Annotated in this window: 16 protein-coding genes; 12 read left to right on the top strand and 4 right to left on the bottom strand. The window is 39.9% G+C overall.

All coding sequences use genetic code 11. From position 1 onward, the window contains the following. Positions 1 to 91 precede the first annotated feature (91 nt). The 5 genes from HMPREF0766_RS10140 (at position 92) to HMPREF0766_RS10120 (ending at position 4,177) form a co-directional block, all read left to right on the top strand. Positions 92 to 2,152 carry a glycoside hydrolase domain-containing protein gene (locus HMPREF0766_RS10140; protein WP_037459799.1) on the top strand — a complete coding sequence of 687 codons (2,061 nt, stop codon included), beginning with the start codon at positions 92 to 94 and terminating at the stop codon, positions 2,150 to 2,152. Between the two features lie 227 nt (positions 2,153 to 2,379). After that, entirely contained in the window at positions 2,380 to 2,700 is a 321-nt protein-coding gene (locus HMPREF0766_RS10135; RefSeq protein WP_002996422.1) for an ArsR/SmtB family transcription factor, read from the top strand. 1 nt (position 2,701) lies between these two features. Continuing rightward, positions 2,702 to 3,166 (top strand): SRPBCC family protein, encoded by a 465-nt coding sequence (locus HMPREF0766_RS10130; protein ID WP_002996421.1) that lies wholly within the window; start codon positions 2,702 to 2,704, stop codon positions 3,164 to 3,166. Between the two features lie 7 nt (positions 3,167 to 3,173). Next, a complete protein-coding gene (locus tag HMPREF0766_RS10125; protein ID WP_370445769.1) occupies positions 3,174 to 3,569 on the top strand; it encodes a DoxX family protein in 396 nt (131 codons plus the stop codon). Between the two features lie 26 nt (positions 3,570 to 3,595). Beyond that, positions 3,596 to 4,177, top strand: coding sequence for a YdeI/OmpD-associated family protein (locus tag HMPREF0766_RS10120; protein WP_002996418.1), 582 nt, complete (start codon positions 3,596 to 3,598; stop codon positions 4,175 to 4,177). A gap of 31 nt (positions 4,178 to 4,208) precedes the next feature. Here the strand turns inward: HMPREF0766_RS10120 and HMPREF0766_RS10115 are convergent, their stop codons facing one another. Further along, positions 4,209 to 5,186: a GlxA family transcriptional regulator gene (locus tag HMPREF0766_RS10115; RefSeq protein ID WP_002996417.1), complete on the bottom strand. Its 978-nt coding sequence runs from the start codon at positions 5,184 to 5,186 to the stop codon at positions 4,209 to 4,211. A gap of 138 nt (positions 5,187 to 5,324) precedes the next feature. Between HMPREF0766_RS10115 and HMPREF0766_RS10110 the strand changes: the two genes are divergently transcribed. The 5 genes from HMPREF0766_RS10110 to arsC all read left to right on the top strand — a co-directional run bounded on the left by HMPREF0766_RS10110 (position 5,325) and on the right by arsC (position 7,624). After that, positions 5,325 to 5,747, top strand: coding sequence for an SRPBCC family protein (locus HMPREF0766_RS10110; protein WP_002996416.1), 423 nt, complete (start codon positions 5,325 to 5,327; stop codon positions 5,745 to 5,747). A 35-nt stretch (positions 5,748 to 5,782) separates the two neighbouring features. Then, positions 5,783 to 6,169 carry a DoxX family protein gene (locus HMPREF0766_RS10105; RefSeq protein WP_002996415.1) on the top strand — a complete coding sequence of 129 codons (387 nt, stop codon included), beginning with the start codon at positions 5,783 to 5,785 and terminating at the stop codon, positions 6,167 to 6,169. A gap of 63 nt (positions 6,170 to 6,232) precedes the next feature. Further along, complete coding sequence (locus HMPREF0766_RS10100) at positions 6,233 to 6,682, top strand: SRPBCC family protein (protein WP_002996414.1); 450 nt, start codon at positions 6,233 to 6,235, stop codon at positions 6,680 to 6,682. A 12-nt stretch (positions 6,683 to 6,694) separates the two neighbouring features. Continuing rightward, the gene (locus tag HMPREF0766_RS10095) at positions 6,695 to 7,096 is read left to right on the top strand and encodes a VOC family protein (protein WP_002996413.1); all 402 of its coding nucleotides are present in this window, start codon (positions 6,695 to 6,697) and stop codon (positions 7,094 to 7,096) included. Between the two features lie 177 nt (positions 7,097 to 7,273). After that, entirely contained in the window at positions 7,274 to 7,624 is a 351-nt protein-coding gene (gene arsC / locus HMPREF0766_RS10090) for an arsenate reductase (glutaredoxin) (protein ID WP_002996411.1), read from the top strand. 76 nt (positions 7,625 to 7,700) lie between these two features. Here arsC and HMPREF0766_RS10085 read toward each other — a convergent pair whose 3' ends face one another. Next, on the bottom strand, positions 7,701 to 8,111 hold the full coding sequence (locus tag HMPREF0766_RS10085) for a hypothetical protein (protein ID WP_002996410.1): 411 nt from the start codon (positions 8,109 to 8,111) through the stop codon (positions 7,701 to 7,703). Between the two features lie 205 nt (positions 8,112 to 8,316). On the opposite strand from HMPREF0766_RS10085, the gene HMPREF0766_RS10080 reads away from it, so the two are divergent. Together HMPREF0766_RS10080 and HMPREF0766_RS10075 are read left to right on the top strand one after the other, a co-directional pair. Further along, positions 8,317 to 8,592 (top strand): hypothetical protein, encoded by a 276-nt coding sequence (locus HMPREF0766_RS10080; RefSeq protein ID WP_002996409.1) that lies wholly within the window; start codon positions 8,317 to 8,319, stop codon positions 8,590 to 8,592. 105 nt (positions 8,593 to 8,697) lie between these two features. Then, positions 8,698 to 9,393 (top strand): DUF3667 domain-containing protein, encoded by a 696-nt coding sequence (locus tag HMPREF0766_RS10075; RefSeq protein ID WP_002996408.1) that lies wholly within the window; start codon positions 8,698 to 8,700, stop codon positions 9,391 to 9,393. A gap of 136 nt (positions 9,394 to 9,529) precedes the next feature. On the opposite strand, the gene HMPREF0766_RS10070 is transcribed toward HMPREF0766_RS10075, so the two are convergent. Next, positions 9,530 to 10,612: an NAD(P)-binding domain-containing protein gene (locus tag HMPREF0766_RS10070; RefSeq protein ID WP_002996407.1), complete on the bottom strand. Its 1,083-nt coding sequence runs from the start codon at positions 10,610 to 10,612 to the stop codon at positions 9,530 to 9,532. Between the two features lie 13 nt (positions 10,613 to 10,625). Continuing rightward, positions 10,626 to 11,648: an LLM class flavin-dependent oxidoreductase gene (locus HMPREF0766_RS10065; protein WP_002996406.1), complete on the bottom strand. Its 1,023-nt coding sequence runs from the start codon at positions 11,646 to 11,648 to the stop codon at positions 10,626 to 10,628. Positions 11,649 to 12,003: the final 355 nt, after the last annotated feature.

Raw genomic sequence — 12,003 nt, 5'->3', positions numbered from 1 at the left:
GTAGCATGCAGCAGTTTTTTGACGCAGAAGCTATTAACTATAAAAAAATAAAAGTATTTTGCAGGTCTTGACCGACCTGCTTTTAGTATCTATGAAAAATTTTCTTAGCCAGTTTTCCGTTTGTGTTCTGCTAATCCTAAGTTCGCAGCAATTTGTATACGCACAATCCAGATCATCCCTGACAAATGTATTTTTAGGTTCTTCAGGGGATTACGGACAAATGTCACCTGCTGCATCATCTCCTTTTCATCAGATGAGTATAGCACCACAGACTTATCCGACATTGCATATGGGGTATGAGTATCTGGCAAAAGAAATACTGGGATTTACGCACAACAGATTTGAAGGAGTGGGTTGTAAGGGGAGTGGGGGACTGATTCTTGTCAAGCCTTTTCTGGGAGGGCAGGACGATCAACAGCCGTTATTAAAAGTGACTGAGCAGGCTGGTCCAGGTTTTTATGAAATCGGATTAAAGAATAGAATAAAAGCTGCTTTTGCTGTAGATCAAAATTTTGGCATTCATGAGTACAGCTTTCCCAAAGGCAAAAAAGGATTCAGTATAGACCTTGCTCATGCTTTCAATGGTGCTTTCGTATCAAATACATACGATATGGATGCAAAGGGTATGCTCAAAGGATCAGTCAGGGCCCGTACTACATGCGGAGTAGGGATATATACTATCCACTATGCCATTAAAGTTTCTTCCTCTCATGTCTGGGAGGGGAAAGGTAATCAGCTAACCCTTCATCTGGAAGAAAATAGCGAAAAAGTCACGATACAGATTGCTTTTTCAGCCGTCAGTGTACAAAAAGCTGTCGAGACGCTTCTGCATAATGCTGACCGTTCATATAGCGAGGTCAGGAATGCATCCCAGCAACAATGGGATATCTGTCTCTCCCACATAGAAGTAAAAGGTGATCCGGAAAGAGAAAAACTGTTTTATTCGCTGTTTTATCGTACGCTTCAGTCCCCTTATCAGACCTCAGAAGCAGACGGTCAGTACGCAGGGACAGATGGAAAGATGCACTCGGCCAAAGGAAAACGATATCATGGCTGGGCTATATGGGATAATTATAAAACACAGCTGCCTTTATTGGAACTGCTCTATCCACAACTGTATCAGGATGTGGTATCATCCATTTCTGACCTGTACCGATACGGCAAGTATGATTTTGCAGGACCTAATGAACCCGCTAATTCTGTTCGTACCGAACATGCGGCAGTAGTTCTGCTGGATGCCAGGAATAAAGGATACGATATCCATTTTGATGCTGTAAAAGATTCACTGATCAGGGATACAGCGCGGTTTGATTTCTCAAAACCGGATAAAGCTTTAGAAGCAGCTTACGATATGTGGGCTATGGCACAGCTTTTTGATAAAAAGGGAACACATTATGCACAGAGAGCCGGTAGTTATAAAACTGTCTGGCAGAAAGAATTCAAAGATTTGTCCCGAAATGATGTAGATCGTATGTCTGCAAGAAATATGTATCAGGGAACGATCAGACAGTACCGCTGGAATGTACCCTTTGATATCGGAGGACTGGTAGATCTGGCCGGAGGAAAAAAGGCCTTGACAGAGCAACTGGATGAATTCTTTGACGAACATTATTTCAACAGAGCAAATGAACCGGATATGCAGTCACCCACGCTGTATTATGCCAGTGATAAACCCTGGAAATATCAGTCTCTGGTTCATCAGCTGGCCGTAGATACTGTTATCCAATATTACTTCAATGATAACAGCAGAGGAATAGATCCTTTTATAGACCGGATTTATAAGAATGAATCCAAAGCCTATATCCGGACAATGGACGATGATGCTGGTGCTATGTCCGGATGGTTTGTGCTTACAGCCTTAGGATTGCACCAACCTGTGATCGGCCATCCTGTATACTATCTCAGTGTACCTTTATTTCCGGAAATCAATCTCCGTAGAGCAGATAATACATTGCAGATCCGGGTGCATAATTTTGGCAGTCAGAACAAATATATCGCAGGCGTAAGACTCAACGGTAAAGATATTAAACGCTTATGGTTATCGCATGAAGAGATTAGCCGGGGAGGGCTTTTAGAAATTGAAGCCAGCTCCGAACCTTCTGCGTATGGTAATGAAAATATCTGGATTACGGGCAAAAATATCCAGCCTTAATCCGGACACTAACACGTCAATTGAGTCGTGTTAGTGTTCTTTATAAATCTTCTCAATCCTGCCTTACTCCTTGTGAATTAACTGTAAAACCCTCTTATCCATTCATATATCCTAAAAATTATTTTCACAAAAATTTGCGTAGTCAAATGGCTACATTTATATTTGTAGTCAAATGACTTCATATTAAAGTGCTGAAGTTTTACAGTAACATTTAAATAATCCATATCATGAACTTAAGAAGAGATGTTTTTCAAGCCGTTGCAGATCCGACCAGAAGAGCGATACTTCTTTTAGTAGCAACACAATCCATGACAGCAGGAGCTATTGCTTCCAACTTTGATACCGCCAGGCCTACCGTTTCCAGACACCTGCAGATCCTGACCGAGTGCGAGCTGTTGACATCCAAACAAAATGGCAGAGAGATTACTTATCAGCTTAATCCTTACAAAATGAAAGAGATAGCTGATTTTATTGAGCCGTTTCGTCAGATGTGGGAGGAACGTTTTAATAAACTGGAAACCATTATGAAACAATATAAAACCCAATAAAATGGAATATAAAACAAAAGTCAGTGCTGAAGACGGCAAACAGGAAATTATTATTACGAGGACCTTTGATCTTCCTGTCGATCTGCTTTTCAAGGCCTATGAAGAGGCCCATATTGTGGAACAGTGGATGGGGACAAAGGTGTTGAAACTGGAAAGCAGGCCACATGGCTCATATGCTTTCGAAACATCTCATAATGGAAGTGTGGTCTTTCGTGCAAACGGAACAATTCACGAGTTTATTCCCAACCAAAGGATTACACGAACTTTTGAGATGGAAAATAGCTCTTTTCCTGTTCAGCTAGAATACCTGTCATTTGAAGAAATTACCGAAGACAGCAGTCAGCTTACCATGCAGATTATTTTTAAATCGGTAGCACACCGGGATCAATTGCTGCAGATGCCTTTTGCTCAGGGTATTAGCCTAGCACATGACAGATTGCAAAGTATATGTAATAAACTTATATAATACGATTATGACAGGAGAAACAAACTTTGCCAGATCTTTAAGACTACGAAAAGTCTTGTATTGGATTGGGACGGGATTACTGGCTGCAGGAATGCTATCAGGTGGTCTGGCACAATTATCCGGCGCAAAAAAGAGTGCCGAAGGTATAGCTCACCTGGGATATCCGGTCTACCTGATGTATATTTTAGGTTCCTGGAAAATAGCAGGTGTCATCGCTATTCTGATTCCGGGGTTTAAATTACTTAAGGAATGGGCTTATGCAGGATTCTTTTTTGCCATGTCCGGAGCTACTCTCTCACATATTGCTGCGGGAGATGCGTTTTCGCAAGCCCTTGCATCTTTTATCTTTATACTGCTTATCCTTATATCCTGGTATTTCAGACCTGCTGAAAGAAAAATTTAAGTCAGACAAAATATAAATCAATTCTTATGAATACAGCTGCCGGTCACTTTTTTGAACGCAACCAAAAATGGAGTACAGAATTCCATTTACTGCGGGAAATCATCACTGAAAATACAGACCTTCTGGAAGATTTTAAATGGATGCATCCCTGTTATACCTTAAACGGAAAGAATATTGTCCTTATTCATGGTTTCAAAGAATACTGTGCATTATTATTCCATAAAGGAGCTTTGATGACTGATCCGGAGCATATCTTAATCCGGCAAACTGAAAATGTACAGTCTGCGAGACAAATCAGATTCACGAACAGTGAACAGATTACAGCACTGCGATCTGTTATAACCGCTTATATACGGGAAGCTGTTGAAATTGAGAAATCAGGAAAAAAAGTGGAGATGAAAAAAACAGCTGATTATCCTGTTCCCGATGAATTTCAACGTGCTATGGAAGAAGATACAGCACTGAAAAAAGCATTTCATACCCTGACACCCGGACGGCAAAAGGGATATTTATTTTATTTTAATCAGGCGAAGCAAGCCGCAACAAGGGAATCACGAATTGAAAAATACTACCAGCATATTTTAGATGGTAAAGGATTGGATGATTAGTGCGGACATCGTTAAGAGGAGCTGCTCATCATCATATCTCACTGGTCACCTTTGCAAATTTATTTCTATACTCTATCGGTGTCAGCCCCGTTATCTTCTTAAAAATATCACGGAAGGCCTTAGTATCGCTGTAACCCACATCGTACATGACTTCCGATACATTCTTTCGGGAAGCTTCGAAGAACTTTTTGGCTGCTTCTATTCTGACGCGCTGGATGTATTCTACAGCTGTATTGTTGGTAGCCTCTTTAAATCGCCTTTCAAAGGTACGGCGCCCCATACTGCTAAGATTTGCCAGGTCATCAATCGTGATTTTATCTTCATAGTGCTTTTCTACATAATCCTGTACTTTCTGTATATCGGCATCATCATGATTGCGTTGTCCCCTGAAAATAGCAAACTGAGACTGGCTGTCCCTGCTGATATCGAGTGCAAAATATTTTGCGATTAATACCGCCGTTTCTCTGTCTGAATATTTTTCAACGAGATAGAGGATCAGATTCCACAAACTACTCGCACCGCCACTGCTGTAGATATTATCATGTGCTGTTATTACCGCACCGTCTTCGATTTCAATGTCCGGATATTTTTCTTTAAACTCATTGATATACGCCCAGTGGGTAGAGCACTTTTTGCCGGACAGCAATCCTGTTTCCGCCAGTAAAAAAGCACCTACGCACAAACTCGCCAGACTGGCCCCATTCAGATGTAGTTTGCGGAAATAGGGTATCGCTTCTGCATTAGCAGCTATACCGGAATCTATACTGCCAAATACGGGAGGAATAATAAGGAGATCTGTACGACTCACATCCTTCAGCAAGCGATTAGTTCTGATACTGTATTCCCCGCTGTTAGCCGGAACATATTCCTGCAACCCTACATATTCTACTTCAAATACCGGCTTTTTACCAAATACAGTAAGAAATTCATTAGCCGTATGAAATGTTCGGAAGGCAGGGGTGATACCTTCTATTGTACCGTATTGAGGAACGAAAACGGAAATTTGCATGATCTGTTAATTTAGTCTGGTAAAGATACATATAGTTTTTGTCGTAATCTACCCTTAAAGTTGACGTTTTTACAATGTTGGGAATTCCAAAAACTGTCGCAACTTTGTAATAACATTATAAACGATAAATTGATAAAAATGAAAACACAACCACAAATCACTGTAGAAGCGACAATAGATGCTCCCGTAGAAATAGTATGGAAAGCCTGGAATACACCAGCGGACATTATGCAGTGGAATGCTGCAGATCCAAGCTGGCACTGTCCGTCCAGCAAAAATGATCTGCGCGTGAATGGTAAATTCAGTAACCGTATGGAAGCGAGGGATGGAAGTTTTGGCTTTGATTTCGAAGGCACTTATCAGCAGGTCGACTTGCATGAAAAGATCAGTTATACAATGGCTGACGGACGCGAGGTCAGTACATTATTCAGCAGCAAAGGAGACACAACAATAATTACAACGACCTTTGATGCAGAAACGGAGAACGATCCCGAGTTTCAGAAACAAGGTTGGCAGGCTATATTAAGCAATTTCAAAAAATATGTAGAATCCGCATATTAGATTTACGAACTCTTAGAGAGCAAAATTATATACTTATGAAAAAGAACAAAATAATATTCTGGATAGCAACCACTATTCTCATTCTATGGGAAGGTGTTATGCCTCTTGGTACACTGCTTTTTGCACCTCAATATGTAAATGCCGGAACAAAACCTTTAGGCTATCCTGATTACTTTGCGTATACCCTCATTATCTGTAAAGTATTAGGAGTGATCGCTATTTCTTTGCCGTCTGTTCCGGTAAAAATAAAAGAATGGGCATATGCAGGACTCACCTTCAATCTGATTTTTGCATTTATCAGCCATGCATATGTTGATCAGGTAATAGCATACATGATCATGCCGCTGGCAGTATTAGCTATACTTATTCTTTCCTACTGTTATAATCCGCGTATTGTTCATAGGAAAGCCGTTACGGGATAATGATTTATTAATCCCGCTATCTGATAAAATAATTGATTATTCACGATTAAAATCTCAATCAAGATGAAAACAAACAAAGTTTCCCTGCACAGGGTAATTAAAGCAAGTCCCGAAAAAGTATTTCGCGCTTTTGCAGATCCGGTTGCACATGCCACCTGGATACCGCCCTATGGTTTTCTATGTACGGTACAGGAAATGGAATTCAAAGTAGGAGGAAAATTCAGGATGACTTTTATAAATTTCAGTACCGGCAACGGACATTCCTTTGGTGGTGAATACCAGGAAATTATTCCCAATGAATCTATTAAATACAGCGACAAGTTTGATGACCCTAATATGCCGGGAGAAATGACAACTACAGTCTCGTTGCGTCAGGTTTCCTGTGGTACAGAGGTTCATATCGAACAGAGTGGTATTCCTGATATGATACCCGTAGAGATGTGCTATCTGGGCTGGCAGGAATCGCTGGACAAGATGATCAGACTTGTAGAGCCACAGATACCGGATGCCTAATTTTAAAAACAGATGTTACATCACTCGCATAATCGCTTTCAAAGTGGCGTTTTTATCTCTTTTGCAGGTAACTGTAAAGAAGCGCTGACATACTACCAAACCTGTTTTGGAGGCGAACTGCATTTTCAGATGATGGATAAGCATCTGGATGGCTTTGCCAAAATCCCGGTCATTAGCGGTTCGCTGATTTCTGATAGTGTTACTATCTACGGTTCAGATCTGGTGCCGGATGAAGGCCGGCAAACCGGTAATTATCTTGCCATTTTTATGTTATGTAATAGCGCTGAATCCCGAAAGTTGCTTTTGGAAAAACTGATGCCCATACCTAAGAAAACTGACGCAAAGAACGATGAAAAGATAGCTCTTATTGAAGTGACCGACCGATATGATGTGAGATGGCTGCTGGCTGTTTAGTTTTGATGCTGATAAAGTAAGACACTTTTACTAACTAAAAATACCTGAGCTGGTTCGGATAATACTTCGGGACCAGTTCATTTTTTGCTGTTTTGATGACCTTCAAACTGTTTTTTGTACATTTGAGAGCAGAAATAATCAGGTTTCTTTTGAAACTCAATACTGCTAAATCATATCATGATCAAAATATACCATAATAATATGTGCAGCAAAAGTCGGGCTGCACTGGAGCTGTTGAAAGCCTGTACTACGGATTTAGAGGTGCATGAATATATAACGGATACGCCAGATAAAGAGGAACTCACCCGAATCCTGGATATGCTTCAACTCAAACCTATCGAACTGATCAGACGTAAGGAAGCTATTTTTGAGGAAAAGTTTAAAGATATTTTGTATACGGACGAAGAGTGGATCGATATTATGCTGCAATATCCGGTTCTTATAGAGCGTCCGATAGTCGTTAAAGATGGTAAGGCCGTGATTGGTCGTCCGATAGAGCGGGTCATTGATTTGCTGAGAGAGGACTGATCCCGGATAAACAATATAAGTCCGTATCTTAAAACCAAATGCCGCACAACCGGCTTAAATAATGTAGATGTAATATTTAGGATTCATCTGCTGTCTTAATGGGACGTCTCTTATACCATTTCACAAATACACCTAACAAGGCAATGGAGACCCCGCAGGTAAGAGCCGATTTCAGCAATACAGCTTTGATAATTTCAGTATCTGTGTAGGTGGACCAGCAGGCATGTCTGCTGGTAAATTCGACTTTATTCACCCATAGCCAAAACAACAAGACTCCCACCAAAAGAAATAAATCTGCTGTTTTCTTATTTAGCAGACTCAGTAGGAAAACACCCGCAAACTGTATTGGCATATAGAATAAAATTCCATCCAGTAAAGAGCTTTTACCATCAATACAGGATACACCGCCAGGCAGAAAAAAAACCATTTGTATGGAACCTATAGTAACAGATACAAGACTGATGAAAAAGGCTCTTCCGGCTTTCATGGATGTATAAATGATTTAATTTAAAAACCTGATTAATGCTCAAATATATTATAAACAAATGAAAAAAGTAGCCGGATGATAAACACTTATTGTTTACGATTTTATTTTGTATGATCTGAAAATATAAGTTGTTCATAAATGGACAGATACATTATAGTTTGTGTGTTTTGTGAAAACTTTCGCATATTTATACGTTGTTATCCATATGATGAAAAATCTTGAAGACAAAATAATAAGTTTTGATGACTGGTCGCAGCCGTGGACATTTCACGGATTTGTTTCCGACAATAAGATATTAAGCACAGACGAAGTAAATCTGTTCAACAAAATATGGAAAGAGGCAGGTGACGCGGAATTATGGAAGTACAGTGACTTAACTTTAGGATGTAAAGCGAGCCATACTTATATTGAAAAGCACTATGATTTGGCAGATAAAGCAATTGCTAATATAGTACGGGCACTTTCTTATGAATGGAAATAAAACTGTAAATAGGCTGCGTCTGATCACGCCATTCACAGACAGGAAGGTGTTTTACATACAGTAAAAACATTAACAGTAACTCAATTTAAAACATAACAGTAACTAATGAAACAGGAAAAGGCTGGCAATTTTGAAGACCAGAAATTGAAAAGAATTAATAGCAATTATATTTCACATGAGATTCAGCATCTGATTCACTTTGAAAAGGGATTTCCTTTTACAATTAAAAATCTGTTATTAAGACCTGGGAAATCCATTAGAGAGTTTTTATTTGAGAATAGAGATAAATATGTAAAACCCGTATTGTTTTTGGTTGTTTCTTCTGTGGTATTTTTACTGTTAATGAGCTTTCTACATATACATTTGTCTTTTTTTAATATTGATACAATGGAAATATTAAAAGGAAAGATACGTTCAAAAGAAATCGGAGCATGGACAAATAAGAATATGGGTTATTCTCAACTGATCATGGGTATTTTTATTTCTTTATGGATTAAGGTATTTTATAGAAAATACAAATATAATATTTTCGAGATTTTAGTGCTCTTGTCTTTTGTCTTGGGTGAAGCATTATTGATTTTTGCATTTTTTATAATCGTTGCTAATATTGTTCAGAGTGAAAATGTGGCAGTTTTTGGAATTATTGTTTACTTTGTATATATTATATGGGCTATAGGCCAGTTTTTTGGAGAGAAAAAAGCGATTAATTATATCAAATCTTTTTTTGTTTATTTCCTTGGTAACGCCACTTATCTGGCAACATTAGTCAGCATCGCTTATTTGCTTAAATTTATATTGTAGTCACTGTAATAGTATACGTAAAGAGATAAAACCTCATTTTGTACCTGCGCAAGTATAATGTTTCCATAATCTATCTGAAATAGAAGAAAATAGTGATCCAGTTATTGGGATTAAACTCTTTCTTTTTAGATAAAGATTACAATTCTAATGTTCTGATCAGTTCACGGGCAGCAGCACCCCCGGCACGGTTGGCTCCGATTGTAGAAGCTGAAGGACCGTATCCTACCAAATGAATCCGGGGTTCTTTCGCGACTCTGGTTGCCAGTCTTCCATCCATCAGAATTCCACCGCCTTCCTCTCTTGGAACTACAGGATTCAAATGTTCGAGTGATCCTTTAAAACCCGTATTCCAAAGAATAACATCTGCTTTTTGTTCTCTTCCGTCTTCCCATTTTACACCTGAAGCAGTTATTTCACTAAACATCGGAAAGCGATGTAGAACACCACGTTTTTCCATATTCCGGACAGCTTCAGAATAGGGCAGACCGGTAACAGATACCACAGATAGCGGTATTAATCCCTGCCTTACCCGCTCATCTACCATAGCCACAGCTTCATGTCCTGCAGCATCATCAAACGGTCCTTCTCTGAATACCGGAGGACGACGGGTAACCCATGTTGTAGTAGTAACTCTAGAGATCTCATCCAGTAGCTGAATGGCAGAAATACCACCACCAACAATAACAACATGTTTGTTGCGGAAATAATCCGCATTACGGAAGTCTTTGGTATGCAATTGTTCCCCTGTAAATAAACTTTGTCCCGGATATTCCGGAATGTAAGGATTTTCCCATGTACCTGTGGCATTTATTATACCCAAAGCGGAGAAAAGCGTGTCATTTGTGTCTATGTAAAATCTATTTTCATGTTTATATACATTTTCGACTTTTAAAGGACGATATACCTGCAATCCGAATTTCTTTTCATAGGCATCAAAATAATGCGGAACAGCAATATTGGCCTGTACTTCTTTTTCATCTGTCTCCAGTGTTTCTTCAAAAGACATCCCCGGCAGATCGTGAATTTTATTGACTGTACTCAATGTAAGCGAAGACCATCTGAATTGCCATGCACCACCCGGATGAGGAGCTTCGTCCAGAATAATAAAATCCCGGCCGATTTCCAGACCCAGTTTTTTGAGATGATAAGCCGATGACAGGCCAGCCTGACCGGCACCTATAACAACAATTTTAGTTTTAAAGCGGAGGTTTTTTACCATACATCTCTAGGCATTACCGCCAACCCAGTCCCGGTGCTACGTGTTCCAGAAAAGAAGAGAGTACATGTACATTATACTCTACTCCCAATGTATTAGGAATAGTCAGCAAGAGCGTGTCTGCCTCCTGTATGGCTTCATCCTGTGCCAGTTCACGAATAAGCTGATCTGGTTCTGCAGCATAACTTCTGCCAAAAATAGCACGTTTATCTGCTTCAATCATGCCGATTTTATCGTCTCTGTCAGCCTCATGTCCAAAATAATAACGATCCTGATCATTGACCAGTGCAAAGATAGACCGACTCACCGATACACGGGGTTCACGCGTATGTCCTGCTTCTTTCCAGGCTTCTTTATATAACCTGATCTGTTCTGCCTGCTGTACATGAAAAGGTTTTCCGCTTTCGTCGTATTTAAGAGTAGAGCTTTGAAGAAGCATCCCGTTTTGTGCTGCCCACACTGCTGTGGCATTCGATGCAGCACCCCACCAGATACGATCCCTTAAACCTTCAGAATGAGGCTCCAGGCGCAATAGGCCCGGTGGATTGGGAAACATAGGATAGGGGTTGGGTTCTGCAAAACCTACACCCTGGAGTCTTTCCAGAAATTCAAGCGCTTTGCGTCGTCCCATGTCCGCATCTGTTTCACCCTCAGAAAGTGCATAGCCGAAATAGCGCCATCCATCAATAACCTGCTCGGGAGAACCTCTGCTGATACCTAACTGTAATCGGCCACCAGATATCAGATCAGCTGCTCCGGCGTCCTCAACCATATACAACGGATTCTCATAGCGCATATCGATCACTCCGGTGCCGATCTCGATTCTGCTTGTTCTGGCTCCGATAGCCGAAAGCAACGGAAAAGGAGAAGCCAGTTGCTTTGCAAAATGATGTACTCTGAAGTAAGCACCATCTATACCCAGTTCTTCTGCAGCTACTGCCAGATCTATAGACTGCAGCAGCGTATCACTAGCTGTCTGTGTGCTATATGCAGGATGATTGGCCCAGTGACCAAAGGATAAAAAACCTATTTTTTTCATGATTCCACTATGAAATTAGATAAACTATATGTCAAATGTAACAAATGTTATTGTTTTGCAGCTTCTGCAGATTGTCCTTTGCATGTAAATAAAAATAATTTTGAAAGCTGGTATAAAAGTCAGTTTATCCCAGATTTAGATTTTGGATAGATATTTGTAGAGTAGCTGATTAATCGGAGAAAATTCAGGAAAGCAAACTGTTTAATTCAGGATTATCATGCTCCTTTCTATCTTTGCAACTCAAAAACAGGGCTGGCCCCTGATAGGATCAGAGGTTAGCATACTAATAAAATTGAAATATGAATTTATTTTATAAATAATATACAAGGAAGGGGATACAAATCCTGTTTGTAAA

Origin of the sequence: Sphingobacterium spiritivorum ATCC 33861, from assembly GCF_000143765.1 — a bacterium.
GTDB lineage: Bacteria > Bacteroidota > Bacteroidia > Sphingobacteriales > Sphingobacteriaceae > Sphingobacterium > Sphingobacterium spiritivorum.
Note: the sequence above shows the minus strand (reverse complement) of the source record. Positions and strands in the feature narration are given on the sequence as shown.

What these genes read in the sequence shown, in the direction of transcription:
- HMPREF0766_RS10140 (WP_037459799.1), top strand. Translation starts at nt 92, where the DNA reads ATGAAAAATTTTCTTAGCCAGTTTTCCGTTTGTGTTCTGCTAATCCTA.
- HMPREF0766_RS10135 (WP_002996422.1), top strand. Translation starts at nt 2,380, where the DNA reads ATGAACTTAAGAAGAGATGTTTTTCAAGCCGTTGCAGATCCGACCAGA.
- HMPREF0766_RS10130 (WP_002996421.1), top strand. Translation starts at nt 2,702, where the DNA reads ATGGAATATAAAACAAAAGTCAGTGCTGAAGACGGCAAACAGGAAATT.
- HMPREF0766_RS10125 (WP_370445769.1), top strand. Translation starts at nt 3,174, where the DNA reads ATGACAGGAGAAACAAACTTTGCCAGATCTTTAAGACTACGAAAAGTC.
- HMPREF0766_RS10120 (WP_002996418.1), top strand. Translation starts at nt 3,596, where the DNA reads ATGAATACAGCTGCCGGTCACTTTTTTGAACGCAACCAAAAATGGAGT.
- HMPREF0766_RS10115 (WP_002996417.1), bottom strand. Translation starts at nt 5,186, where the DNA reads ATGCAAATTTCCGTTTTCGTTCCTCAATACGGTACAATAGAAGGTATC.
- HMPREF0766_RS10110 (WP_002996416.1), top strand. Translation starts at nt 5,325, where the DNA reads ATGAAAACACAACCACAAATCACTGTAGAAGCGACAATAGATGCTCCC.
- HMPREF0766_RS10105 (WP_002996415.1), top strand. Translation starts at nt 5,783, where the DNA reads ATGAAAAAGAACAAAATAATATTCTGGATAGCAACCACTATTCTCATT.
- HMPREF0766_RS10100 (WP_002996414.1), top strand. Translation starts at nt 6,233, where the DNA reads ATGAAAACAAACAAAGTTTCCCTGCACAGGGTAATTAAAGCAAGTCCC.
- HMPREF0766_RS10095 (WP_002996413.1), top strand. Translation starts at nt 6,695, where the DNA reads ATGTTACATCACTCGCATAATCGCTTTCAAAGTGGCGTTTTTATCTCT.
- arsC (WP_002996411.1), top strand. Translation starts at nt 7,274, where the DNA reads ATGATCAAAATATACCATAATAATATGTGCAGCAAAAGTCGGGCTGCA.
- HMPREF0766_RS10085 (WP_002996410.1), bottom strand. Translation starts at nt 8,111, where the DNA reads ATGAAAGCCGGAAGAGCCTTTTTCATCAGTCTTGTATCTGTTACTATA.
- HMPREF0766_RS10080 (WP_002996409.1), top strand. Translation starts at nt 8,317, where the DNA reads ATGATGAAAAATCTTGAAGACAAAATAATAAGTTTTGATGACTGGTCG.
- HMPREF0766_RS10075 (WP_002996408.1), top strand. Translation starts at nt 8,698, where the DNA reads ATGAAACAGGAAAAGGCTGGCAATTTTGAAGACCAGAAATTGAAAAGA.
- HMPREF0766_RS10070 (WP_002996407.1), bottom strand. Translation starts at nt 10,612, where the DNA reads ATGGTAAAAAACCTCCGCTTTAAAACTAAAATTGTTGTTATAGGTGCC.
- HMPREF0766_RS10065 (WP_002996406.1), bottom strand. Translation starts at nt 11,648, where the DNA reads ATGAAAAAAATAGGTTTTTTATCCTTTGGTCACTGGGCCAATCATCCT.